This is a genomic window from Streptomyces sp. M92 (assembly GCF_028473745.1).
Classification (GTDB): Bacteria; Actinomycetota; Actinomycetes; order Streptomycetales; family Streptomycetaceae; genus Streptomyces.
Window position 1 is genome coordinate 1,085,530 of record NZ_CP101137.1, and the last position, 24,094, is coordinate 1,109,623.

The window sequence follows — 24,094 nt, forward strand, 5'->3', positions numbered from 1 at the left end:
CAGATCCCGCGCAGGGTCCGCCGCGGGGTTCACCGGAGCATGCACGAGGGGGCGCCCGTAACGCAATGGTTGCTGCGCTGTACAGGCGGTTTGCACGGGATTCAACTGTCCGTGACCGGTCGTGACCGACGCGCCGCCCGGGCGTTGATCTTCTTGCCGCAAGCCCGAGGGAACACGGAGCACCGATGTCCGGACCGCACCAGCACGCCCAGCCGCCGTCCGGTGCGTCCGGGGCCGGTCCGGCCGCACCGGCCCGCGACGGCGTCACCGACCTCGTCCGCTGGGCGGCCTTCTGCGTCGCCCTGGTCCCCGTCGTCCTCCTCTATTACGGCACCTCGCTCGCCGGGACCGCCGGGACGACCCTGGGCCTGGCCGCCGTCACCGGCGTCTGCCGCCTGCTGCTGCGCCGCTCCGAGCGCGTCGCGGGCCGTTCGTCCGGCGCGCAGCACGCGGCGCCGGCCGGGCGCCGGCACCGGGCCGGCTCGCCACGCCACAGGGCCGGACGGCACACTGGGGAAAACACACCGGTCGACTGACCGGTTTCCGCGCACGCGCCCGTATCTTTTCGGCCAACTTCTCCGGGTGGCTCATCCCTGGCCCCCACCACCCCCAAACCCCCGTTCCACCTGCACGGAAAGGGTCTGGCGGCCCCCGCGCACCCTACGGGGATTGGCCACTGCGACAAGGCGCACTTCCCTGGGGCGCCCCGGAGTGCGACGCTTCGTGATCGACTGCTTCACGCCAAGTTGCCATGTCGACAATGTCCCAAGTGCCGAACCGGCCACCTCGGTGCGACGGGACACAGTAGATTCGATCTTGACTGTCTACGGCGGGGGACTCGTGCAGGACCGAGGGGAAACGTGTTGGAGCGACAGACCCGAAAGGAACAGGGCGCCGCGACCACCGAGGGGGGCTTAGCACTTATGAGCCACGACACCGCTGCCGCGCCGGAAACCGCGGCCCGGAAGCTCTCCGGGCGACGCCGCAAGGAGATCGTCGCGGTGCTGCTGTTCAGTGGCGGCCCCATCTTCGAGAGTTCCATACCGCTGTCGGTCTTCGGGATCGACCGCCAGGACGCCGGCGTGCCGCGCTACCGCCTGCTGGTGTGTGCCGGCGAGGACGGCCCGCTGCGGACCACGGGGGGCCTGGAACTCACCGCGCCGCAGGGCCTGGAGGCGATCTCCCGCGCGGGCACGGTCGTCGTGCCGGCCTGGCGGTCGATCACCTCGCCGCCACCGGAGGAAGCGCTCGACGCCCTGCGCCGGGCGCACGAGGAGGGCGCCCGCATAGTCGGGCTGTGCACCGGCGCCTTCGTACTCGCGGCGGCGGGCCTGCTCGACGGCCGCCCCGCGACCACCCACTGGATGTACGCGCCGACCCTGGCCAAGCGCTATCCGTCGGTGCACGTCGATCCGCGCGAACTGTTCGTGGACGACGGCGACGTGCTGACGTCGGCGGGCACCGCGGCCGGCATCGACCTGTGCCTGCACATCGTGCGCACGGACCACGGCAACGAGGCGGCCGGCGCGCTGGCCCGCCGCCTGGTGGTCCCGCCGCGCCGCTCGGGCGGCCAGGAGCGCTACCTCGACAGGTCTTTACCGGAGGAGATCGGCGCCGACCCGCTCGCCGAGGTCGTCGCCTGGGCGCTGGAGCACCTGCACGAGCAGTTCGACGTGGAGACGCTGGCGGCCCGCGCGTACATGAGCCGCCGCACCTTCGACCGCCGGTTCCGCTCGCTGACGGGCAGCGCCCCGCTCCAGTGGCTGATCACGCAGCGGGTCCTCCAGGCGCAGCGCCTCCTGGAGACGTCCGACTACTCGGTGGACGAGGTCGCGGGCCGCTGCGGCTTCCGGTCGCCGGTGGCGCTGCGCGGCCACTTCCGCCGCCAGCTGGGTTCGTCGCCGGCCGCCTACCGTGCCGCGTACCGGGCCCGCCGGCCCCAGGGCGACCGCGCCGTGGACCCGGAGCCGGCCGGCGGCCCCCGGCCCAGCGCACCGCCGGAGCCGGCCCCGCTGCCGGCGGACAACGCGGTCCCGTTCCAGTCCCGCCGCACGCCGCCGCCGCTGCCCGCCGCGGCGGCGAGCCTGCCGGGGCAGCGCAGCGCGCCGTGAACCCGTGAACGCCGGGCGGGCGCGTCCAGCCCGTCCGGCGTTCGAGGACGAGGCCGTCCAGGCCGAAGCGGGGGGCCGGGGGCGGCAGCCCCCGTGACGTCCGCACCGGCGCCGGGGGACCATCCGGCACGGGTCGGCCGTAGGGTGGCCGCATGAACGATCGCATGGTGTGGATCGACTGCGAGATGACCGGCCTCTCGCTGTCGGACGACGCGCTCATCGAGGTTGCCGCCCTCGTCACCGACTCCGAGCTGAACGTCCTCGGCGAGGGCGTCGACATCGTCGTCCGTCCGCCGGAGCGGGCCCTGGAGACGATGCCGGAGGTGGTGCGTCAGATGCACACCGCGTCCGGCCTGCTCGCCGAGCTCGACGGCGGCACGACGCTCGCCGACGCCGAGGCCCAGGTCCTGGCGTACGTGAAGGAACACGTGAAGGAGCCCGGCAAGGCCCCGCTGTGCGGCAACTCCGTCGGCACCGACCGCGGCTTCCTGCTGCGGGACATGCCCACGCTGGAGGACTACCTCCACTACCGCATCGTCGACGTGTCCTCCATCAAGGAGCTGGCCCGCCGCTGGTACCCGCGGGCGTACTTCAACAGCCCCGAGAAGAACGGCAACCACCGCGCGCTCGCCGACATCCGCGAGTCCATCGCCGAACTGCGCTACTACCGGGAGGCCGTCTTCGTACCGCAGCCCGGCCCCGACACCGACACGGCGAGGGCGATCGCCGCCAAGCACGTGCTGCCCGCGGGGTAGGACCCGCGGCGTCGGAAAAGGCGTGCGCGAGCACCCCTTCGGACCCTGTACACTTTTTCTCAGCCGGTCGGGAAAACCCGCCTCGCGGGATTCCAGCACCGGCCTTGGTGGGTGTAGCTCAGTTGGTAGAGCACCTGGTTGTGGTCCAGGTGGCCGCGGGTTCAAGTCCCGTCACTCACCCTGCATGATCAAGGGCTGACCTGGTAACGGGTCAGCCCTTGATCGCGTTCCAAGGTCTTCGGGAACAGTTCACCCATCAGGAGGGCACGGGCGCGCCGGGCTCCCTGATGGAACGATCAGGGAGCCCAAGGGAGTGCGGGCCGTCACGTCACGACGACGCCCGCTCCACCAGCTCCGTCGGCAGCACCACCTGATGCCGGTCCAGCCCCCGGGAGGCGGCCGGGCGGCGGTCCGCGATCTCGGTCAGCAGGAGGTCTATCATCGCGCGGCCCATCTCCTCGATGGGCTGGCGGACACTGGTGAGCGGCGGCTCCATGTGGCGGGCGATGGCCGAGTCGTCGTAGCCGACCAGTGCCACGTCGTCCGGGATGCCGCGGCCCGCCTCGCGCAGCACCTGGCGGGCACCGGCCGCCGTGACGTCCGAACCGGCGAAGACCGCGTCCAGGTCCGGGCGGCGGCGCAGCAGTTCCGTCATGGCGCGGCGGCCGCCCTCCTCGGTGAAGTCGCCCGCCTCGATCAGCTGCTCGTCCTCCTCGTGGCCGGCGTCGCGCAGGGCCGCGCGGTAGCCGTCGACGCGCCGCTGGGCGCCGTAGACGTCGAGGCGGCCGGTGATGTGCGCGATGCTGCGGCGCCCGCGCGAGAGCAGGTGCTCGACGGCGGAGCGGGCGCCGCCGAAGTTGTCCGAGTCCACCGACGCGAGCGACTCCGCGGCCGAGCGCGGGCCGCTGATCACCGCGGGGATCTCCAGCTGGGACAGCATGTCCGGCAGCGGGTCGTCGGCGTGCACGGAGACCAGCAGGACGCCGTCCACGCGGTGCGCCGCCAGGTACTGGGCGAGCCGGCGCCGCTCGCGGTCGCTGCCCGCGAAGATCAACAGCAGCTGCATCTCGGTCTCGGACAGCTCCGCGCCGACACCCTTGAGCATGTCCGAGAAGTACGGTTCCGCGAAGAAACGGGTCTCCGGCTCGGGCACGACCAGCGCGATCGCGTCCGTGCGGTTGGCGGCCAGGGCGCGGGCCGCCGTGTTCGGGACGTAGCCGAGTTCCGCGACCGCCGCCTCGACCGCTGCCCGGGTCGCGTCGCTCACCCGGGGCGAGCCGTTGATCACCCGGGACACCGTGCCGCGGCCGACGCCCGCCCGTGCCGCCACCTCTTCGAGGGTGGGCCGGCCACCGCTCCGCCCACGCACTCCGTGGCCTGCCATCGGCTCCGCCTCCCGTCGACACCTCCGCACTTTGCGGCTGGCCTGGAATTTAACAGGCCGGTCGGGTCTAATGACCGGCTCCGGACCGCCGCCCGCCGTACGGAGGGCCTTCCGTGCCGTTCATGGTGTCCAGTTAACAGGCAGATAACTGAACGCAGTTCGTCGCGTCCGTTCCCTTGACACCCCCGCCCGGAGCCGCGACTCTTCAAGACATCACTTGTGGGAGCGCTCCCACACTACCTGGCACTTACACATCCCGCACGTTCCCCGCCCGAGCCGCAGCGACGAACGAACGACATGAAGCAGCGGGTCCAACCAAGCAGTTGGCCGGGGGGTCGGCACGTCAGGGCAACAGGAGGACGCAATGCGAGCAGCACGCAGAGGATCGGCCCGCAAGGCGGTGGTCGTGGCGGCCATCGCGTCGCTGGGCGCCGGGCTGCTGGCCGGCTGCGCCGACGACGGCAAGGACGAGGACGGCTCGTCGTCGGGCGACAGCAGCGGCAAGACCACCATCACCCTCGGCCTGTTCGGCACCATGGGCTTCAAGGAGGCCGGGCTCTACGAGGAGTACGAGAAGCTCAACCCGGACATCAACATCGAGGAGACGGTCACCGAGCGGAACGAGAACTACTACCCCGCTCTGGTCAACCACCTCACCACCGAGAGCGGCCTCCAGGACGTCCAGGCCATCGAGGTCGGCAACATCGCCGAGGTCGTCGAGACCCAGGCCGACAAGTTCGTCGACATGGCCAAGGTCGAGGGCGTGCAGCCCAGCAGCTGGCTGGACTGGAAGTGGAAGCAGGGCGTCACCAAGGACGGCCAGGCGGTCGGTCTCGGCACCGACATCGGCCCGATGGCCATCTGCTACCGCAAGGACCTCTTCGAGAAGGCCGGCCTGCCGACCGACCGCGACGAGGTCAGCGCGCTGTGGGCGGGCGACTGGAACAAGTTCATCGAGGCCGGCGAGAAGTACAAGGAGGGCGCCGGCGAGGACACCTACTTCATGGACTCGCCCGGTGGTCTGATCAACGCCATCCTCAGCAGTGAGGAGGAGAAGTTCTACGACGCCTCCGGCAAGGTCATCTACAAGACCAACCCCGCCGTGAAGAAGGCCTTCGACCTGACCGCCGAGGCCGCCGAGAAGGACCTGGTCCAGGCGCAGACCCAGTTCCAGCCGGCCTGGGAGCAGACCATCTCCAACAACCTCTTCGCCACCGTCGCCTGCCCGCCGTGGATGCTCGGCACCATCAAGGCCAAGTCGCAGCCCGAGGCGGCCGGCCAGTGGGACGTGGCCGCGGCGCCGAAGTCCGGCAACTGGGGCGGTTCCTTCCTGGGCGTGCCCAAGAGCGGCAAGAACGTCGAGGAGGCGCAGAAGTTCGTCGCCTGGCTGACCGCGCCGGAGCAGCAGGCCAAGCTCTTCGCCGTGCAGGGCAGCTTCCCGAGCGCGCCGGCCGCGTACAAGCTGCCGCAGGTGACGGACGCCAAGAACGAGATGACCGGTGACTCGCCGATCGGTGAGATCTTCGCCAAGGCCGCCGAGTCCATCCCGGCGCAGGTGATCGGCCCGAAGGACCAGATCATCCAGCAGGGTCTGACCGACAACGGCGTCATCCTCGTCACCCAGGGCAAGTCGCCCGAGGAGGCCTGGGAGAACGCCACCAAGACCATCGACAACAACCTGGAGAAGTGACCGGAATGACCACCCGGCACGACACCGCCGCGCCCCCCGCGAAGGGGGGCGCGGCCCCGGGCCGAGGGCCCGGCGGCGCGGCCTCCCCCGGGGAGGCGAGGAAGCGGGCCCGGCTCTCCCGCCGCTGGCAGCGGGACCTGCGCTGGAGCCCGTACGCGTTCGTCTCCCCGTTCTTCCTGCTGTTCGCGGCCTTCGGCCTGTTCCCGCTGCTCTACACCGGCTGGGCCTCGCTGCACACGGTGGAGCTGACCGCGCCCACCGAGATGGAGTGGGCGGGCCTGGACAACTTCACCAGGATCTTCGACGACGACTTCTTCTGGAACGCCGCGCAGAACACGCTGACCATCGGCATCATCTCCACGGTGCCGCAGCTGCTGATGGCGATGGGCCTGGCGCACATCCTCAACTACAAGCTGCGCGGCTCCACGTTCTACCGCGTCGTGATGCTCGCGCCGTACGCGACGTCGATCGCCGCCGCCTCGCTGGTCTTCGTCCTGCTCTTCGGCCGTGACTACGGCATGATCAACTGGGCTCTCGACCTGGTCGGCCTGGACAAGGTCGACTGGCAGAGCGACAAGTGGCCGTCCCAGATAGCCGTCTCGTCGATCGTCATCTGGCGCTGGACCGGCTACAACGCGCTGATCTACCTGGCGGCGATGCAGGCGATCCCGCAGGACCTGTACGAGTCGGCGGCGCTGGACGGTGCCAGCCGGTGGCGGCAGTTCATCCACGTCACGCTGCCCCAGCTGCGTCCCACGATCCTCTTCACGGTCGTCGTGTCGACCATCGGCGCCTCGCAGCTGTTCGGCGAGCCGCTGCTGTTCGACGCCAACAAGGGCGCCTCCGGCGGCTCCCAGCACCAGTTCCAGACGCTCGGCCTGTACCTGTACGAGCAGGGCTGGATCAACCAGCACCTGGGCCGCGCCTCCGCGATCGCCTGGACGATGTTCCTGATCCTCATCGTGATCGGGCTCGTCAACTACGTCATCTCGCGCCGGCTGCGCGCCAGTAGTTAAGGAGAACCGGCCGTGACGACGACCCTGACCAAACCCCCGGCCGAGCCGGTGCCCGAGCCGCCCCGACGGGGCCGCCACGGACCCAAGTCGGCCCGGGCCGGCGGGCAGATGCACGCCGGTCCCGTCGCGTACATCATCCTCGCCCTGTTCACCGTCGGCTCGCTGTTCCCGCTGGTGTGGACGGCGATCGCCGCCTCCCGCGACAACCAGCGCCTGGCGCAGACGCCGCCGCCGTTCTGGTTCGGCGGCAACCTCTTCGACAAGATCGAGATCGCCTGGACCGACGCCAACATGGGCGAGGCGATCCTCAACACCACGATCGTGGCGGGCATCTCGGCGGTGACCGTCGTCTTCCTGTCGACGATCGCCGGCTTCGCCTTCGCCAAGCTGAAGTTCCGGGGCCGCAACGCGCTGATGCTGATCGTGGTCGGCACGATGATGATCCCGCCGCAGCTGAGCATCATCCCGCTGTACATGATGGTGGCCAAGCTGGACTGGACCGACCAGCTCCAGGCGGTGATCTTCCCGTCGCTGGTCAGCGCGTTCGGTGTGTTCTTCATGCGCCAGTACCTGTTGCAGGCGCTGCCGGACGAGATCATCGAGGCCGCCCGCGTGGACGGCGCGAGCAGCTGGCGCGTGGTGTGGCACGTGGTGTTCCCGGCGGCCCGGCCCGCGATGGCCGTCCTCGGCATGCTGATCTTCGTGCAGGTGTGGAACGACTTCCTCTGGCCGTTCCTCGTGCTGACACAGAACGGCAACCCGACCGTGCAGGTGGCGGTGGCGGGCCTCGGCCGCGGCTTCACCCCGGACCAGGCCCTGATCATGGGCGGTGCGCTGCTCGGCACCCTGCCCCTGCTGCTGGTCTTCGCGATCTTCGGCAAGCAGATCGTGGGCGGCATCATGCAGGGCGCCGTCAAGGGCTGACACCCGTCCGGTCCGTCAAGGGCTGACACCCGTCCGTCCGCCAAAGGCTGACACCCGTCCGTCCGCCAAAGGCTGACACCCGTCCGTCCGCCAAAGGCTGACACCCGTCCGTCCGCCAAAGGCTGACACCCGTCCGTCCGCCAAAGGCTGACACCCGTCCGTCCGCCAAGGGCTGACACCGTCCCAGGGGCCGGGCCACAGCCGTCCCGGCCCCGCCTTCCCCCCTCGTACTTCCTACCCGTCGGTCTTCCACGACCGCCTGCCGGTCTTCCACGACCCGCCCGTCGGTCTTCCACCATCCGCCCGTCGGTCTCCCACGACCCGGGCGGCAGGCCACGACCCCTCTATGGGAGCGCTTCCATGCTTGAGTCCGCAACGCCGGTGACCCCGGTGACCTTCCCCCCTGCCTTCCTCTGGGGCGCCGCGACCTCGGCGTACCAGATCGAGGGAGCGGTGCGGGAGGACGGCCGCACGCCCTCGATCTGGGACACCTTCAGCCACACCCCGGGGAAGACGGCCGGCGGCGACACCGGTGACATCGCTGTCGACCACTACCACCGCTACCGCGACGACGTGGCGCTGATGAAGGAGCTGGGGCTCGGCGCCTACCGCTTCTCCATCTCCTGGCCCCGGGTGCAGCCGACCGGCCGCGGCCCCGCCGTCCAGCGTGGCCTGGACTTCTACCGCCGCCTGGTGGACGAACTGCTGGCGGCCGGGATCAAGCCGGCCGTCACCCTCTACCACTGGGACCTGCCGCAGGAGCTGGAGGACGCGGGCGGCTGGCCCGAGCGGGACACGGCGTACCGGTTCGCCGAGTACGCGCAGATCGTCGGCGAGGCGCTCGGCGACCGCGTGGAGCAGTGGATCACGCTCAACGAGCCGTGGTGCGCCGCCTTCCTCGGCTACGCCTCCGGCGTGCACGCCCCGGGCCGCACCGACCCGGCGGCCGCGCTGCGCGCCGCGCACCACCAGAACCTGGCGCACGGCCTGGGCACCGTGGCCCTGCGTTCGGTGATGCCGGCCCGCAACTCGGTGGCGATCAGCCTCAACACGTCCGTGGTCCGGCCGCTGTCGCAGAGCCCGGCGGACCTGGCGGCCGCGCAGAAGATCGACGACCTGTCCGGCGGCATCTTCCACGGCCCGATCCTGCACGGCGCCTACCCGCGGACCCTGCTGGAGGCGACGGCCCCGGTCACCGACTGGTCGTTCGTCCAGGACGGCGACCTGGGGCAGATCCGCCAGCCCCTCGACGCCGTCTGCCTCAACTACTACACGCCCACCGTCGTCTCGGCCGCCGACGCCGACTCGCGCGCCCCGCGCGCCGACGGCCACGGCGAGAGCGACCACTCCCCCTGGCCCGCCGCGGACGACGTGGCGTTCCACCAGCCGCCGGGTGAGCGTACGGAGATGGGCTGGAGCGTCGACCCGACCGGCCTGCACGAGCTGATCATGCGCTACCACCGGGAGGCGCCGGGCCTGCCGCTGTACATCAGCGAGAACGGCGCCGCCTACGACGACAAGCCCGGCGCCGACGGCTCGGTGCACGACCCCGAGCGGGTCGCCTACCTGGACGGCCACCTCCGGGCCGTCCGCCGGGCCATCGCGGACGGCGCCGACGTGCGCGGCTACTACCTGTGGTCCCTGCTGGACAACTTCGAGTGGGCGTACGGCTACGAGAAGCGGTTCGGCGCGGTGTACGTCGACTACGTCTCCCAGCGGCGCACGCCCAAGTCGAGCGCCCTGTGGTACGGGCGGGCGGCCCGCACGGGGGCGCTGCCGCCGGTGGAGTCGGCCGCGGCCGAATAGTCCCGGGGGGCGGCCGAGGCCCTCCGACTGGATGAACACCGCGACCCGGCTCACGTCGCACCCGCACTCGGGCGGGTGCGACGTCCGCGCTCTCCGGCGTCAGACCGTCTGACATGGCGGCACTTTTCCTGATGAGAGTGTGTGGCTTCAACGACCGGACCGTGCAGGGGATTAGAGCACCCTGTGTACGATCACTTCGGCCCGTCATGGCGACGCCGACTTCACCGCGAAGCCTGCCTTCCTCGACCCCGTGAAGCCCACGGCGGACCATCGCGGGACCGTGATGTGATCACCCGAGGAAGGAAGTACGTTGTCGTTGTCCCACAGAGGAATCCGCACCCGGCGGGCTCGCGGCGCCCTGACCGCCGGCGTCGCCCTGGCGGCCGCCGCCGGCCTGCTCACCGCGGCGCCGGCCGCTCAGGCGGTGTCCGGCGAGCCGGCGGCCACAGGTGACCACGCTTTCACCGCCCGGCTCGTCATCGGCGAGGGCGACACCATGCGCGGCTGCTCGGCCGCGCTGGTGCACCAGCAGTGGCTGCTGACCGCCACCAGCTGCTTCGCCTCCACTCCGGGCGCCGCGGTCAAGCCCGGCAAGCCCGCGCTCAAGTCCACGGCGACCCTGGGCGGCAAGACCCTCGAGATAGTCGAGGTGGTCCCGCGCGACGACCGGGACGTGGCCATGGCCCGGCTCGCCGAGCCCGTCACCACGGTCCAGCCGGTGAAGCTGGCCGCCGACGCCCCCGTGGCGGGCGAGACCCTGCTCGGCGCCGGATTCGGGCGGACCCGCACCGAGTGGGTCCCCAACCAGCCGCACACCGGTGAGTTCCGGGTGGACTCCGCCACCGCCACCACCGTGGCCCTGACCGGACAGGACGGCGTCTCCGTCTGCAAGGGCGACACCGGTGGCCCGGCCCTGCGCGGCACGGACAGCGGGGTGGAGCTGACGGCCGTCCACAGCCGCTCCTGGCAGGGCGGGTGCTTCGGCCAGGCCGAGACCGAGACCCGGACCGGCGCGGTGGACGCCAGGGCCGACGGCCTCGCGGGCTGGGTGACCGACGTCCGCAACCGCGACCGGAGCCACTCGGCCGACATCGACGGCGACGGCAAGGCCGACCTGGTCGTCCTCCGCTCGAACGGCGACATCGTCGTCCACCGCAACCAGGGTGACTCCTTCGCCCCGGGCCGGGTCATGTCCGGTGGCTGGGGCCGCTTCGTGACGTGGAAGGACCTGGGCCGGCTGTACTTCGCCGACGTCAACGGCGACCGCAAGGCCGACATGATCGTCCACACCAACGACGGCAACATCGAGGTCCGCACCAACCACGGCACGTACTGGGACCAGGGCACCCACTGGTCCGGCGGCTGGGGCCGCTTCATCGACGGCAGCGACATGGGCCGGCTGTACTTCGAGGATGTCAACGGCGACCGCAAGGCCGACCTGATCGTCCACACCAGCGACGGCAACATCGCCGTGCGCACCAACCGCGGCACCTACTGGGACAGTGGCACCCACTGGTCCACCGGCTGGGGCCGCTTCGTGACGTGGAAGGACATGGGGCGGCTGTACTTCGAGGATGTCAACGGCGACGGCAAGGCCGACCTGATCGTCCACACCAGCGACGGCAACATCGCCGTCCGCACCAACCACGGCACCTACTGGGACAGTGGCACCCACTGGTCCACCGGCTGGGGCCGCTTCATCGACGGCAGCGACATGGGCACCCTCATGTTCGGTGACGCCACCGGCGACGGCAAGGCCGACTTGTTCGTCCACACCAAGGACGGCGAAGTCGCGGTCCGCACCAACCACGGCAACTACTGGGACAGTGGCAAGGTCATGATCACGCTCTGACAGGATCCCGTCCTCACGGCACACGGCCGTTCGCGAACACAGCCTGTTCGCGAACGGCCGCGTCCTATTTGTTCGCGGGCCGATTGCAGGAGGAGATCAGCCGGGGACCGCGGCGGCGCCGCACGCTTCCCCGGTGTCCGCGCTGGCGCTCCGGCGCCGCCCGCCCGTCCAGCTGGATCCAGATCCGTACCTCGGTGCCGCCCAGCACGGAGGAGCCGATCCGTACGTCGCCGCCGGTCGACTCCGCCAGCCGGCGCACGATGTCCAGGCCGAGGCCGGTCGACCCGTCGCTGCCCGAACCCCGGCCGCGGGCCATCGCCCCCTGCGGGTCGGATATGCCGGGGCCCGCGTCCGACACGAGGACGATCACCGCGTCCTCGCCGTTGTGCAGGTCGACCGCGAAGGCCGTGCCCTCGGCGGTGTGCCGGAAGACGTTGCCGAGCAGGGCGTCCAGGGAGGCGGCCAGGTCGGCCCGGGCCACGGGAATCCGCACCGGCCGGTCGGCGCCGGCCACCCGCCACTTGCGGCCCTCGTCCTCGGCGAGCGCGGACCAGAAGGCCATCCGCTCCCGGACCACTTCCGCCGCGTCGCACCCGGCGCCGGGACCGGCCGCGGCCGTCTGCGGCTTGGCGTCCCGGGCGGTGCGGATGATCGTGTCGACCTCGCGCTCCAACTGCTCGACGGCGGCCCGGGTCTGGTCGGCGGCCGGCCCGTCGCCCAGCGAGGCCGCGTTGAGCCGCAGCACGGTCAGCGGAGTGCGCAGGCGGTGGGACAGGTCGGCGGCCAGCTCCCGTTCGTTGGCCAGCAGTTGCACCACCTGGTCGGCCATGGAGTTGAACGCGACGGCCGCGAGCCGCAGTTCGTTCGGACCCTCCTCCGGCACCCGCGCGCCCAGCTTCCCCTCCCCCAGTTCGTGCGCGCCCTCGACCAGGCGCTGAGCGGGCTGCACCATCCGTACGCCCAGCCGGTCGGCGACCGCGACCGAACCGACGATCAGGGCGGCGCCGACGGCGGCCAGCACCGCCCAGGCCGTGCCGACGCCGTTGGTGACCTCGGACTCGGGGACGTACACCTCGACGACGGCGATCTCGCCGGAGCTGAGCGCGACCGGCTGGAGCAGGGTGGAACCGCCCTCGACCTCCGTGGTGGAGGCGCGGCCCATCTCGCGCACGGCGGCGATGTCCTGGTCGGTGGCGCGCTGCCGGCCGATGTCGGTGGCTCCGGTCCGCGCGTCGAGTCCCGGTATGTGCACGGCCATTCCGGCGTCGGACCCCGCGGAGGCGACGACGCGCTCCAGCTGGTCGCGGTCGGTGGTGATGGACAGCGCGGGGGCGACGGCGGCGGCCTCGCGCTCGGCGTTGGAGAAGGCGCGGTCCCGGGCCATCTCGCGGATGACCAGGCCGAGCGGGACCGCGAAGGCGACCACGACCATCGCGGTGACCGCCAGCGACACCTTGACCAGGGCCCATCTCATCGTGGCGGCTGCTCCGCACCGGGAGACGGGACGGCGGGCGGCTCCAGCTTCACGCCGACACCGCGCAGGGTGTGCAGATAGCGGGGCCGGGCCGCCGTCTCGCCCAGCTTGCGCCGCAGCCAGGACAGATGGACGTCGATGGTCTGGTCGTCGCCGTAGGACTGCTGCCAGACCTCGGCGAGCAACTCCTTGCGCGGGACGACGACTCCCGGCCGTCCGGCCAGGAAGGCGAGCAGGTCGAACTCCCGGCGGGTCAGGTCGAGCCGGGCGCCGTCCAACTCGGCCTGCCGGCGCAGGGGGTCGACGGTGAGCCCGCCGACCCGGAGCACGGTCTCCGGCGCCGCCTCCGCGGGACCCGACCGGGCCCGGCGCAGTACGGCCGCCATCCGGGCCGACAGGTGCTCCACGGAGAACGGCTTGGTGAGGTAGTCGTCCGCGCCGGCGTTCAACAGCCGTACGATCTCCGCCTCGTCGTCCCGGGCGGTGGCCACGATCACGGGCACGTCGGTGATGCCGCGCAGCATCTTCAGCGCCTCGGAGCCGTCCAGGTCGGGCAGTCCGAGGTCCAGGATCACCACGTCGAAGCGGAAATGGGCGACCTCGCGCAGCGCCTCCAGTGCCGTACCGACGCTGCGCACGGTGTGCGAGGCGTCGGTCAGATGCCGGATGAGCGCCGAGCGTACGAACTGGTCGTCCTCGACCACGAGCACACTTGCCATGGGCGGCACCGTACGCCATGCGGAGAAGCCCGGTGCGGGCCTGTGGACAACTCCGCCCGGGCCCGCGTCACAGCACGTTCGCGCGACACGCGTGGGGCGGGTGAGGCAGTATGGCCGCGATGCGCAGAGGACTCGTCCACGTGATCGCCTGGCTGCTCGCCACCGGCGCCGCGGTCACCCTGTCGTGGTGGGGCGTCCACACGGTGATGGCGGGCACGGCCTACGACGCTCCCCGCGCGCTGCCCATCACGGCGGCGGACGCGAGCGTCCGGGACGAGGAGGATGCCGACGGCGAGGGTGACGGCGGGGAGTCCCTGGCGTCGTCCACCAGCCGGCCGTCGCCCTCGCCGTCGGGCAGCGCGTCGCCGACGCCGAGCGGAACGCCCCGAGAGCCCGGCCCCGCCCCGTCGCGGACCGCGCCGGCCGCCACGCCGCCCGAGGGCCCGACGAGCCCCGCGCCCGCGGCGTCCGGCCGGGTCAGGAGCTACGACACCGACGGGGGCCGCGCGGTCTTCGACCTCGGTGCGTCGTCCGCGTCCCTGGTGTCGGCGACGCCGGGGGCGGGCTGGTCGATGCAGGTGTGGAAGACGGAGTCGTGGATCCGGGTGCAGTTCACGTCGGGCGCGGACAGGGTGTCGGTCTTCTGCACGTGGCACGATGGGCCGCCGCGGGTGGAGATCGGCGGCTACTGAGGGGCGGACTTCCGGCGCCGGTTGGGCCGGTTGGGCCATTTCACTTGAACACGGAGTCCGGCGGGGCGGGCGAGTCCACCGCCGCCGCGTCCGTCACGGGTGCGGCGCCGCCGGTGAAGTCCCTCAGCGCGCGGCCGTGTTCCACGCGCGCGGTATGCGGGTCGGAGGCGGCCCGCCGGGTGAGTTCGGCGACCGGCAGCGGGTGGTCGGCGGCGACGAGGACCGCGTTGCCGAAGCGTCTGCCGCGCAGTACGGCCGGGTCGGCGACGAGGGCGAGTTCGGGGAAGCGGGCGGCGGCGGTGGCGATCTGGCCGCGCAGGTGCGTGAGCGGCGGACCGTCGGCGATGTTGGCGACGTAGACCCCGCCGGGCGCCAGCGCGCGCCGGACCTCGTCGAGGAACTCGGCGGACGTCAGGTGGGCCGGTGTGCGGGCCCCGCCGAACACGTCCGCGACGACCAGGTCCGCCCAGCCGTCGGGCACCTTGGCCAGCCCGGCGCGGGCGTCGGTGGAGCGCACCCGGATCCGGGCGCCGGGGTCGAGGGGCAGCTCGCGGCGGACCAGCTGGACGAGACCGGCGTCGCGCTCGACGACCTGCTGGGTGGAGCGGGGGCGGGTGGCGGCGACGTAGCGGGCGAGGGTGAACGCGCCGCCGCCGAGGTGCACGGCGTGCACTGGTCTGCCGGGCGGGGCGGCCAGGTCGATGACGTGGCCGATACGGCGCTGGTACTCGAAGGACAGGTGCGCCGGGTCGTCGAGGTCGACGTGCGACTGCGGGGCGCCGTCGATCAGCAGCGTCCAGGCCCGGGGCCGCTCCCGGTCGGGGACGAGTTCGGCGCGCCCGCCGTCGACGTCCTCGACGACGGCTTCGACGGCCGCGCGCCCGCGGCGGGTGTTCCTGGACCTTCCCATCGGCCCATTATCGGACGACGCCGGGAACGGGCCGTCGTCCGGTCACGGTCATGCCGTACGCACGGCGTCGTCCGGTCACGGTCATGCCGTACGCACGGCGTCGTCCGGGCGCCGGGCCACGTCCGCGTCGGCGACCGTCGTGCGTACCGCGTACCGCGTACCGCGTGCCGTGTCCGCGTCGGCGGACATCGCCCCCGCGGTGAGTCGTCCGTGCGCCCGGCCAGTCCGTGTCCGCCGGCCGCCGGCCGCCGTTCACCGTCCGCAGGCCGCACGCCGGACCCAGTGGCGACCGGCGGGGGCTGTCGTCGGTCCCGGTCAGCGGCAGCTGTCCGCGGCCTCGATCAAACGGGCCGCCTCACCCAGCGCGGCCCGCAGTACGACGGGGTCGGTGGCCAGGTCCGCCTCCCCGGGCGGCAGCAGCCAGTCCGAGCCCTCCACCGGAGGCTCCGGGGCCGGGGCGAGACGCAGCCCACGGCCGTCCGTCTCCGTACAGGTGCTGCCGGGTACGTCCCAGGCGGCGGCCGTGCCAGAGGGCACCAGGAAGCCCAGGGTGTCGCAGCCGTCGTCGTGGATCACGGGGCCCACCCCGTCACCGGTGCCCCGCCTGAGGATGTCGACCGCCTCCAGGCCCTGCCGGGTCGGCACGGTGACGACGTCGCAGGCATCGCAGGCGGGGTCGCTGACCCGTCTGGTATCCATCCCGGCCTCCACCACGGAACTCCTCCTTGGACGAGCGGGTCGGGAGTCGGGGGCCTCCCGGTCCACCTGGTTCAACGCGGCGGAACGTCAACGGCTACGGCACAAGTCAGCCGCAAAGGATGGCACTTCATGGCAGATCGTGGATGAGATATCCGGTTTGTAGCCAAACACCGCGTAGCCGTTCCGTCACAGCCGGTACGTTCTTGCTCGCCGGGAACAGGGCCGACGAACGGAGGAACGACCGCGCGTCGCCCGTCGCCCCGGCATGGTTCGACGGTTCGCACGAGAGGACCCGGCCATGGCGTCGTCAACGGTGACTTCCGACCGGCCCGACCGGCCATCGCGGCCCAACCTCGCCTTCCGGCGGCTGCGCGGGAAGCACTCCCCGGCCGAGTTCGCGGCGGCGGTGCGCCGTGCCGCGCGCGAGATCGGCGAACGGGTCAGCTGTGACGCGCGCTACGTCGGGCGGGTCGAGGCGGGCGAGATCCGCTGCCCCAACTACGCGTACGAGCGGGTGTTCCTGCACATGTTCCCCGGCCGCACGCTCACCGACCTGGGGTTCGCGCCCCGCTCGTCGGTACGCGGACGCCGGACGCGCGCCACGAGTGAGACGCGGGGGGCGCGGGAGCCGTACGACACGCAGGAGGCACTCGACACGCAGGACCGGCAGTACCCGTACGACACGCACGACAACAACGAGGAGAGCGACGTGCTGCGTCGCGCATTCATGACGAGCGGTGCCACGGTGGCCGCCGCCTCGCTGGGCCCCCTGGGGCTCGCCCACGAAGCCGCGGCGGCCGGACGCCCCCCGCACAGGGCCGGGGCGGGTCACGCGGGCGCTCTGGAAGAAGCCGTCCGCCGGATCAGGCTGCTCGACGACCGGCACGGCGCGGACGGCCTCTACCGGCGCGCGGCGGCGCCGCTGCGCACGGCGTACGCGCTGCTGGACGCCGGCGCGACCCGGCAGGCGACGGCGGACCGGCTGTACGCGGGCGCGGGGGAACTGGCGATCTCCGTGGGCTGGCTGGCGCACGACTCCGGGCGCTTCGACGACGCGCGCTCCCACTACGCCGAGGCCCTCGCCACCTCACGCATGACCGGCGATCCCGCGCTGGAGGCGCACGCCTTCTGCAACATGGCGTTCCTGGCCCGTGACGCCGGGCGTCCGCGCGAGGCGGTCCGGGCGGCCCAGGCCGCCCAGCGCGCCGCCCGCCCGCTGGGATCGGCCCGGCTGCTGTCGCTGCTGGCGCTGCGCGAGGCGGGCGGCTGGGCGGGGCTCGCCGACCGGGTGGGCTGCGAGCAGGCGCTGGCCCGGGCGCAGGCGCTGTTCGGGCGGGGCCCCTCGGACGCCGACCCGGAGTGGATGAGCTTCTACGGCGAGGCGGAACTGGAAGGCCTGGAGGCCCAGTGCTGGTCGACCCTGGGCGACTGGCCCCGGGCGGCCCGGCACGCACGCCGGGCGGCCGGGCTGCAGGACCCGCACTTCACCCGGAACCTCGCGCTGTACTCGGCGGAACTGGCCGACGACCTGGCCCGCGGCGGCCGTCCCGACGAGGCGGCCGGGGCGGGGCTGCGGGTCCTGGACCTCCTGGGCGAGGTCCAGTCCTCCCGCATCCACACGATGCTGGCGGGCACGGCCCGGGTGCTGCTCCCGCACCGGCGGGCGTCGGGCGTGTCGGCCTTCCTCGACCGCCACGGAACGCTGCCACGGTCCGCGTGAGCGCGGCCTGATCCGGTGCGGGCGGACGGTGGGTGTCGCAGCCCGGCGTCGCGGGGTGCCGCCGCGTCCGGCCGCTCAGCCCGCCAGGTGCCCCAAGTCGTTCCAGCTCTCCAGAGCCGGTTCCCCGTACGCCCACCCCAGCACCGACAGCGACGTCGGGTTCAGCCGTATCCGGGCCGCGAAGTCCAGCGGCAGGCCCAGCCACCGCGCGCCGATCGACCGCAGGATGTGCCCGTGGGCGAAGACCAGGACGTCCCGGTCCGCCTCCCGCGCCCAGGCGACGACCTCGTCCGCGCGCGCGGTGACGTCCGCGAGGCTCTCCCCCCGCGGCACCCCGTCCCGCCAGATCAGCCAGCCGGGCCGGACGGCCTGGATCTCGGCCGGCGTCATGCCCTCGTACGCCCCGTAGTCCCACTCCATCAGCGTGTCCCAGGTCTCGGCGCGCTCGCCGAAGCCGGCGAGTTCGCAGGTCTCACGCGCGCGGGAGAGCGGACTGGTGCGCACCTCGACGCCGGGCAGTCCCTCCAGCGGGGCCCGGTGCAGCCGCTCGCCGAGCAGTTTCGCGCCGCGCCGGCCCTCTTCGAGGAGCGGCACATCGGTCCTGCCGGTGTGCTTGCCGGACAGCGACCACTCGGTCTGTCCGTGCCGGGCCAGCAGGATGCGCGGTGCCATGAAGGGGGCCTTTCCGGGAGAAATGTCTGAGCGGACTCCTCCATCATCGCGCACGCTCCGCACGGGCAACCCGGGGGGCGACGCCCGCGTCTATCAGGGCCGAGGGCGCTCCGTGAAGCAGGCGCGCCCAGGCCGTAGAGTGGCACGTCCGTGTCAACGAGGCGCAAGCGAGAACGAAGGGGGAGGGCGATCGGATTGCCGCACACCGAGGCACCGGGCACCGAGGCGACCCCGGCGATCCCGAAAACTCGGCTGCGCTGGTGGACCGAGCTGCCGCTCATCCTCCTGGTCTACGCCTGCTACTCCGCGGGCCGCCTCCTCGTGCGGGGCGACGTCTCCGACGCGGTCGACCACGGCCTGGCCATCCTGCGCATAGAGAAGGCGCTGCACCTCAACGCGGAGCACCCGCTCAACCGCCTCTTCACCAGCGAGCCCTGGATCGGCGTCCCGGCGGACTTCTGGTACGCGTCACTGCACTACCTGGTCACCCCGGTGCTCCTGGTCTGGCTCTTCCGCTCCCGCGCGGTGCGCTACCGGGCCGCCCGGACCTGGCTGATGACGTCCACGTTCATCGGTCTCATCGGCTTCACGCTCCTGCCGACCTGCCCGCCCCGGCTGCTGGAGGCGAGCCACGGGTTCGTCGACACGATGGCCCAGTACAGCTCGTACGGCTGGTGGGGCGGCGAGGCGAGCGCGCCGCGCGGTCTGGGCGGGATGACCAACCAGTACGCGGCCATGCCGAGCCTGCACGTGGGCTGGTCGCTGTGGTGCGGGGTGATGCTGTGGCGCCACGGCGGCACGCGCGCGGCGAAGGTGGCCGGCGTCGTCTATCCGCTGGTGACCACGATCGTGGTGATGGGCACCGCCAACCACTACTTCCTCGACGCGGTCGCGGGCGCCGCCGTTATGGGCGCGGGGCTGCTGCTGACGCCGTTCGTGATGCGGACCTCGGACCGGGCGCGGGCCCTGCTCGCGGCACGCTTCGCGACGCGCACCGCGGCCGGCTCGGCGGCCGCGCCCGACGCGCCCGGCTCTGCCGACGCACCGGTCACCGAGGGTGCGGGTTCCCCGATTGTCAGTGGTGGATGCCAGACTTCCGCGGGTGAGCGATTTCCACGGCAGCGCGAGCAGCGGCCGGCGCGAGGAGCCGAGCCGGACCCCTCCCCCTCGGACGCGGGGGACGAGACTCCGGCACCGGCTCGCTGAGCTGCGCGGCCCGGACGTACCGGCCAAGGCGCTGGACGCACGGGCGCTGGCCGCCCTCGCCGCCAACCCGGGGTGCCGGCGGCGGGCGATCCTCGACGGTGCCGGGGTGGACAAGGCCTCGCTGGCGAGCGCGCTGGGCTCGCCGTCGGTCTTCGGGCAGTCGCAGTTCGCGTTCACGCGCGGCAACGCCTTCGAGGCGCGGGTCAAGGCGGACGGCGGCGCCGAGTTGCTGCGGCTGGTGCACGAGAAGCTCGACCGGGGCGCCGAGCCGCCCGCCGGCGCGCACGTGCCCGACCTGTCCGCGACCGGCCCCGAGGGCCGCGCCGCCCGCACGGCGCTGGCCCTGCGGGAGGCCACCGCCGGTTCCGTCGGCACGCCCGGCCGCCCCGGCGCGTGGACGCTCCTCGACCACCCGATGCTCGCCCTGGACGTCGCCGGCTCCCCCGCCTTCCTGGAGCCGGACGCCGTGGTGGTGCATCCGGACGGCAGCTGGACGGTCGTGGAGATCAAGTCCTTCCCCATGCTGGACGGCTCCGCGGATCCGGCGAAGGTGGGCGCCGCCGCGCGGCAGGCCGCGGTGTACGTGCTGGCCCTGGAGCGGGTCGCCGCCCGGCTGGACCCCGCCCCGCACGTGCGCCACCGCGTCCTGCTGGTCTGCCCGAAGGACTTCTCCAACCTGCCCACCGCCTCCGCCGTCGACGTGCGCAAGCAGCGCGCGGTCACCGACCGGCAGCTGGCCCGGCTGACCCGCATCGAGGACATCGCGGACACGCTCCCCGAGGGTGTCTGCTTCTCCCCCGAGCTGCCGGCCGAGGAGCTGACGGCCGCCGTGGAGGCGGTCCCGGCGACGTACGCGCCCGAGTGCCTGTCCGCCTGCGAGCTGGCCTTCCACTGCCGTGCCCGGTCCCGCGAGGCCGGCGCGGTGACGTCGCTGGGCCGCCCGGTGCGGGCGGAGCTGGGCGGTCTGTCGACGGTCGGGGAGGTGCTGGCGGCGGCCCGCGGCGAGGCCGGTGACCCGGACGACCCGGCGGTGGCCGCGCTGCGCAGGGCGGCGGAGCTGCGGTCGGAGGCCCTCGCGGCGGCCGCCCCCGGGACGCGAGAGGGGGCCCCGTGTCGCTGATCACCACGCTCGCCCGGCTGGAGGCCGTGCGCACCGGCCGCGCCCAGCCCGCCGCCACCGTCCGGCACCGGCACCTGTCCGACCGCCCGCTGGTCTTCGTGCCGCTGACCACCGCCGGTGAGGCCGGTGCCCCGCTCGGCGCCCTGGTCGGCACCGACCGGGACGCGCCGCACCTGCTGGTCGTGGCGCAGCCCCGCGACCGCGACCTGCGGTTCGCGTTCCTCGCCGAGCTGGCCGGCATCGTGCTGCCGCACGTCGAGGCGTACGCGGACAGCGTCGAGGCCGCCGAGCGCACCGAGACCGACCCGGAGACGGGCAAGCGGGTCAAGGTCGAGGTCGACCTGTGCGCGGACGCCGCGCAGCTGATCGTGCCGTCCCTCGCGGGCGTCGACTTCGTGCGGCTGCTGGGCCGGTCGATGCGGTTCCGGCGGACGGCGGAGCAGGACCCTCAGACGCCGCACCCCGCACCGCCGAGGGTGCCGCTGCTCGGCCGCTGGCTGACCCACTACGGCGAGCGGGCCCGGGTCCCCGGCTCGTCCCTGCTCCTCGCCATGACCGACCTGCTGGGCCGGCACTGGGCGACCGGCCAGTCCACGCTGGAGGACCAGCACCTGGGCGCGCTGCTCGCCTGGATCGCCCCGGACGGGGCGGGCGCGGCCGGCGCGGAGGCGGCCCGCCGGGCCGAGCTGGCCCGCGACGCCGACGGCCAGTTGCTGTGCCCGCCCGCGGGCCCGGCCACCGACCCGGCCTTCGACAACAAGCTGCTCGCGCCCGCCATCGAGCGCTACGACCGGGCCCGCACCGCCTTCGCCGCAGCCGAGGACGGGGTGGAGGCCGACGACCGGCTCGGTGCGCTCACCGCCGCCGAGCGGGAGATCCGCGCGCTCGTCGAGAGCCGCACGCGGCCCACCTGGGACGCGGTGTGGCGGGGCCTGGACCTGCTGCGGGAGCTGCCGGCCGGCGCGCATGTCGAGGACCGCTGGACCCGCGACCGCTGGTCCTTCACCTCCCACCGCGACCGCGTCCTGTCCGGCGAACCCCCGCAGCCGCGCCGCGACGACGCGGTGACCGCGGCCAGCAAGCTCGCCACGCGGGAGCGGGAGCAGGCCCGGCTGGAGGCCCAGGAGGCCCTGGACGATCCGCTGGTGATGGCCGGGCGGCGGCTGGCCGGGGAGGCGTTCGCGGGGGAGGTCACCGACGTCGTGATGGCGTACAGCGAGAGCAGGCGGCCGAGCCCGCGCCCGCTGGTGACGGTCCGCACGGACGACCGGCCGCACCTGGGCGAGCGCGTGAAGGTCTACCGGTCGCTGGGCGGCAAGCCGCAGGCGGCCGAGTTCGTCGAGCAGCCGGAGGAGGGGGTTCTCGTGCTGCGTGTCGTGGACAAGATGGGGCGGGGCAGGGAGCCCGAGGCCGGTTCGGTGCCGGAGAAGGGCGACCGGGTCTGCTTCACGCTCTTCGAGCACGAGCAGCGGGGCGGGGCGAAGCTGCCCGACCCGGAACAGACCCCGTGGACGCACGGCGGGCCGCCCGGCGAGGCGGCCGCGGTGCCGGAAGCCGCGGACGCCCAGACGGAGGAGGACCTCCTGTGACCACCGACACCGCCCCCGTCGTCCCCGCCGCCGCCCCGGCCTTCGACCCGGGCGCCGAGGCCGCCCGCGCGACCGCCGCGATCCTCCACGACACGCTGCACGGCACCGAGCGCGGCGTCGTCGTCGACTCCCCGCCCGGCGCCGGCAAGTCCACGCTCGTCGTACGGGCCGCGCTGGAGCTGGCGGAGGCGGGCCGCCCGCTGATGGTGGTCGCGCAGACCAACGCCCAGGTCGACGACCTCGTCCTGCGCCTCGCCGAGAAGAACCCGGACCTGCCGGTGGGCCGCCTGCACAGCAGTGACGCCGACCCGTACGACAAGGCGCTCGACGGCCTGGACAACGTACGCAAGTCGGCGAAGGCCGCCGATCTCGCCGGGCTGGCCGTCGTGCTGTCGACGGCGGCGAAGTGGGCGCACGTCAAGGTTGACGAGCCGTGGCGGCACGCGATCGTCGACGAGGCGTACCAGATGCGCTCCGACTCGCTGCTGGCGGTCGCCGGGCTGTTCGAGCGGGCACTGTTCGTGGGCGATCCCGGTCAGCTCGACCCGTTCGCGACGGTCGGCGGTGAGCAGTGGGCGGGCCTGTCCCACGACCCGTCCGCCTCGGCCGTGACGACGCTGCTGGCCCACAATCCGGCCCTGCCGCAGCACCGGCTGCCGGTGTCGTGGCGGCTCCCGGCGTCGGCGGCGCCGCTGGTCTCCGACGCGTTCTACCCGTACACGCCGTTCCGCAGCGGCACCGGTCACGGTGACCGGAGTCTCGCCTTCTCCGTGCCCTCGGACGGCTCGGGCACCGACCGGGTGATCGACGAGGCCGCCCGCTCGGGCTGGGGCCTGCTGGAGCTGCCCGCGCGGCACACGCCGCGCACCGACCCGGAGGCGGTGCGGGCGGTGGCGGAGGTGGTCCGGCGGCTCCTCGACCGGGAGGGCGCGGCGACGTCCGAACGCGCGTTGGACCCCGTTCCCCTGACCGCCGACCGCGTCGCCGTCGGCACGGCGCACCGCGACCAGGCGGCGGCGGTGCGGGCGGCGCTGGCCGGCCTCGGGGTGACCGAGGTGACCGTCGACACGGCGAACCGGCTGCAGGGCCGCGAGTACGACGTGACGGTCGTCCTGCACCCGCTCTCGGGCCGCCCCGACGCCACCGCCTTCCACCTGGAGACCGGCCGCTTGTGCGTCCTGACCTCCCGGCACCGGCACGCGTGCGTCGTGGTGTGCCGGGAAGGGGTCGGCGAGCTGCTGGACGACTACCCGTCCACGGAGCCGGTCCAGCTGGGCACGCTGGTGAAGTTCCCGGACGGGTGGGAGGCGAACCACGCGGTGCTGGCGCACCTGGCGGAGCACCGGGTGCCCTGGCGGCCGTGACCCGACCGGACCCCTGCCCGGCAGGCGACCAGCGCGACGCCGCCTCACCCGCCGGACGGAGTCCGGCACGCCGCCGGAGGCGGCCGATGGACACAGCCCGGACGGCTGGGAGGCGAACCACGCGGTGCCGGCACACCTCGCGGAGCACCGGGTGCCCTGGCGGCCGTGACCCGACCGGACCCCTGCCCGGCAGGCGACCAGCGCGACGCCACCTCACCCGCCGGACGGAGTCCGGCACGCCGCCGGAGGCGGCCGATGGACACAGCCCGGACGGCTGGGAGGCGAACCACGCGGTGCCGGCACACCTCGCGGAGCACCGGGTGCCCTGGCGGCCGTGACCCGACCGGACCCCTGCCCGGCAGGCGACCAGCGCGACGCCGCCTCACCCGCC

At 73.2% G+C, this 24,094-nt stretch carries 20 protein-coding genes and 1 tRNA gene; 15 read left to right on the top strand and 6 right to left on the bottom strand.

What is annotated here, in order from left to right:
• Nucleotides 1-185 precede the first annotated feature (185 nt).
• The 4 genes from M6G08_RS04850 to M6G08_RS04865 all read left to right on the top strand — a co-directional run bounded on the left by M6G08_RS04850 (nt 186) and on the right by M6G08_RS04865 (nt 3,046).
• Entirely contained in the window at nt 186-536 is a 351-nt protein-coding gene (locus M6G08_RS04850; RefSeq protein ID WP_272585946.1) for a hypothetical protein, read from the top strand.
• Nucleotides 537-923: 387 nt separating this feature from the next.
• Nucleotides 924-2,111 carry a helix-turn-helix domain-containing protein gene (locus tag M6G08_RS04855; RefSeq protein ID WP_272585947.1) on the top strand — a complete coding sequence of 396 codons (1,188 nt, stop codon included), beginning with the start codon at nt 924-926 and terminating at the stop codon, nt 2,109-2,111.
• A gap of 152 nt (nt 2,112-2,263) precedes the next feature.
• Nucleotides 2,264-2,866, top strand: coding sequence for an oligoribonuclease (orn, locus tag M6G08_RS04860; RefSeq protein ID WP_272585948.1), 603 nt, complete (start codon nt 2,264-2,266; stop codon nt 2,864-2,866).
• 107 nt (nt 2,867-2,973) lie between these two features.
• Nucleotides 2,974-3,046, top strand: a tRNA-His gene (locus tag M6G08_RS04865).
• Nucleotides 3,047-3,194: 148 nt separating this feature from the next.
• Here the strand turns inward: M6G08_RS04865 and M6G08_RS04870 are convergent.
• Nucleotides 3,195-4,250, bottom strand: coding sequence for a LacI family DNA-binding transcriptional regulator (locus tag M6G08_RS04870; RefSeq protein WP_272585949.1), 1,056 nt, complete (start codon nt 4,248-4,250; stop codon nt 3,195-3,197).
• A 364-nt stretch (nt 4,251-4,614) separates the two neighbouring features.
• Between M6G08_RS04870 and M6G08_RS04875 the strand changes: the two genes are divergently transcribed.
• From M6G08_RS04875 to M6G08_RS04895, 5 genes are all read left to right on the top strand, one after another.
• Nucleotides 4,615-5,940: an ABC transporter substrate-binding protein gene (locus M6G08_RS04875; RefSeq protein WP_272585950.1), complete on the top strand. Its 1,326-nt coding sequence runs from the start codon at nt 4,615-4,617 to the stop codon at nt 5,938-5,940.
• Between the two features lie 5 nt (nt 5,941-5,945).
• Entirely contained in the window at nt 5,946-6,956 is a 1,011-nt protein-coding gene (locus M6G08_RS04880; RefSeq protein WP_272585951.1) for a carbohydrate ABC transporter permease, read from the top strand.
• Between the two features lie 12 nt (nt 6,957-6,968).
• On the top strand, nt 6,969-7,880 hold the full coding sequence (locus tag M6G08_RS04885) for a carbohydrate ABC transporter permease (RefSeq protein ID WP_272585952.1): 912 nt from the start codon (nt 6,969-6,971) through the stop codon (nt 7,878-7,880).
• Between the two features lie 360 nt (nt 7,881-8,240).
• On the top strand, nt 8,241-9,686 hold the full coding sequence (locus tag M6G08_RS04890; RefSeq protein WP_272585953.1) for a GH1 family beta-glucosidase: 1,446 nt from the start codon (nt 8,241-8,243) through the stop codon (nt 9,684-9,686).
• Nucleotides 9,687-10,002: 316 nt separating this feature from the next.
• Nucleotides 10,003-11,538, top strand: a complete 1,536-nt coding sequence (locus M6G08_RS04895; RefSeq protein WP_272585954.1) for an FG-GAP-like repeat-containing protein — start codon at nt 10,003-10,005, stop codon at nt 11,536-11,538.
• 64 nt (nt 11,539-11,602) lie between these two features.
• Here the strand turns inward: M6G08_RS04895 and M6G08_RS04900 are convergent, their stop codons facing one another.
• Nucleotides 11,603-13,012, bottom strand: coding sequence for a sensor histidine kinase (locus tag M6G08_RS04900; protein WP_272585955.1), 1,410 nt, complete (start codon nt 13,010-13,012; stop codon nt 11,603-11,605).
• The gene (locus M6G08_RS04905; protein ID WP_272585956.1) at nt 13,009-13,731 is read right to left on the bottom strand and encodes a response regulator transcription factor; all 723 of its coding nucleotides are present in this window, start codon (nt 13,729-13,731) and stop codon (nt 13,009-13,011) included. The genes M6G08_RS04900 and M6G08_RS04905 overlap by 4 nt, the downstream gene beginning before the upstream one ends.
• A 119-nt stretch (nt 13,732-13,850) precedes the next feature.
• Between M6G08_RS04905 and M6G08_RS04910 the strand changes: the two genes are divergently transcribed.
• Nucleotides 13,851-14,423 (top strand): hypothetical protein, encoded by a 573-nt coding sequence (locus M6G08_RS04910; protein WP_272585957.1) that lies wholly within the window; start codon nt 13,851-13,853, stop codon nt 14,421-14,423.
• A gap of 40 nt (nt 14,424-14,463) precedes the next feature.
• Here M6G08_RS04910 and M6G08_RS04915 read toward each other — a convergent pair whose 3' ends face one another.
• Nucleotides 14,464-15,333 carry a spermidine synthase gene (locus M6G08_RS04915; RefSeq protein WP_272585958.1) on the bottom strand — a complete coding sequence of 290 codons (870 nt, stop codon included), beginning with the start codon at nt 15,331-15,333 and terminating at the stop codon, nt 14,464-14,466.
• Between the two features lie 315 nt (nt 15,334-15,648).
• Nucleotides 15,649-16,032 (bottom strand): hypothetical protein, encoded by a 384-nt coding sequence (locus M6G08_RS04920; RefSeq protein ID WP_272585959.1) that lies wholly within the window; start codon nt 16,030-16,032, stop codon nt 15,649-15,651.
• Between the two features lie 298 nt (nt 16,033-16,330).
• Here M6G08_RS04920 and M6G08_RS04925 point away from each other — a divergent pair, with 298 nt between their 5' ends.
• Nucleotides 16,331-17,752 carry an NsdA family TPR-like regulatory protein gene (locus M6G08_RS04925; protein ID WP_272585960.1) on the top strand — a complete coding sequence of 474 codons (1,422 nt, stop codon included), beginning with the start codon at nt 16,331-16,333 and terminating at the stop codon, nt 17,750-17,752.
• Nucleotides 17,753-17,827: 75 nt separating this feature from the next.
• On the opposite strand, the gene M6G08_RS04930 is transcribed toward M6G08_RS04925, so the two are convergent.
• Nucleotides 17,828-18,424, bottom strand: coding sequence for a histidine phosphatase family protein (locus M6G08_RS04930; RefSeq protein WP_272585961.1), 597 nt, complete (start codon nt 18,422-18,424; stop codon nt 17,828-17,830).
• A gap of 195 nt (nt 18,425-18,619) precedes the next feature.
• On the opposite strand from M6G08_RS04930, the gene M6G08_RS04935 reads away from it, so the two are divergent.
• Genes M6G08_RS04935 through M6G08_RS04950 form a run of 4 tightly spaced genes read left to right on the top strand, consistent with a single transcriptional unit; the run spans nt 18,620 to nt 23,703 of the window.
• The gene (locus M6G08_RS04935) at nt 18,620-19,630 is read left to right on the top strand and encodes a phosphatase PAP2 family protein (protein WP_272585962.1); all 1,011 of its coding nucleotides are present in this window, start codon (nt 18,620-18,622) and stop codon (nt 19,628-19,630) included.
• Complete coding sequence (locus tag M6G08_RS04940) at nt 19,527-20,750, top strand: hypothetical protein (RefSeq protein ID WP_443048738.1); 1,224 nt, start codon at nt 19,527-19,529, stop codon at nt 20,748-20,750. Before M6G08_RS04935 ends, M6G08_RS04940 begins: the two co-directional genes overlap by 104 nt.
• Nucleotides 20,741-22,339, top strand: a complete 1,599-nt coding sequence (locus M6G08_RS04945; protein ID WP_272585963.1) for an amino acid adenylation domain-containing protein — start codon at nt 20,741-20,743, stop codon at nt 22,337-22,339. The genes M6G08_RS04940 and M6G08_RS04945 overlap by 10 nt, the downstream gene beginning before the upstream one ends.
• Nucleotides 22,336-23,703: an AAA family ATPase gene (locus M6G08_RS04950; protein WP_272585964.1), complete on the top strand. Its 1,368-nt coding sequence runs from the start codon at nt 22,336-22,338 to the stop codon at nt 23,701-23,703. The genes M6G08_RS04945 and M6G08_RS04950 overlap by 4 nt, the downstream gene beginning before the upstream one ends.
• The last annotated feature ends 391 nt before the right edge of the window (nt 23,704-24,094 follow it).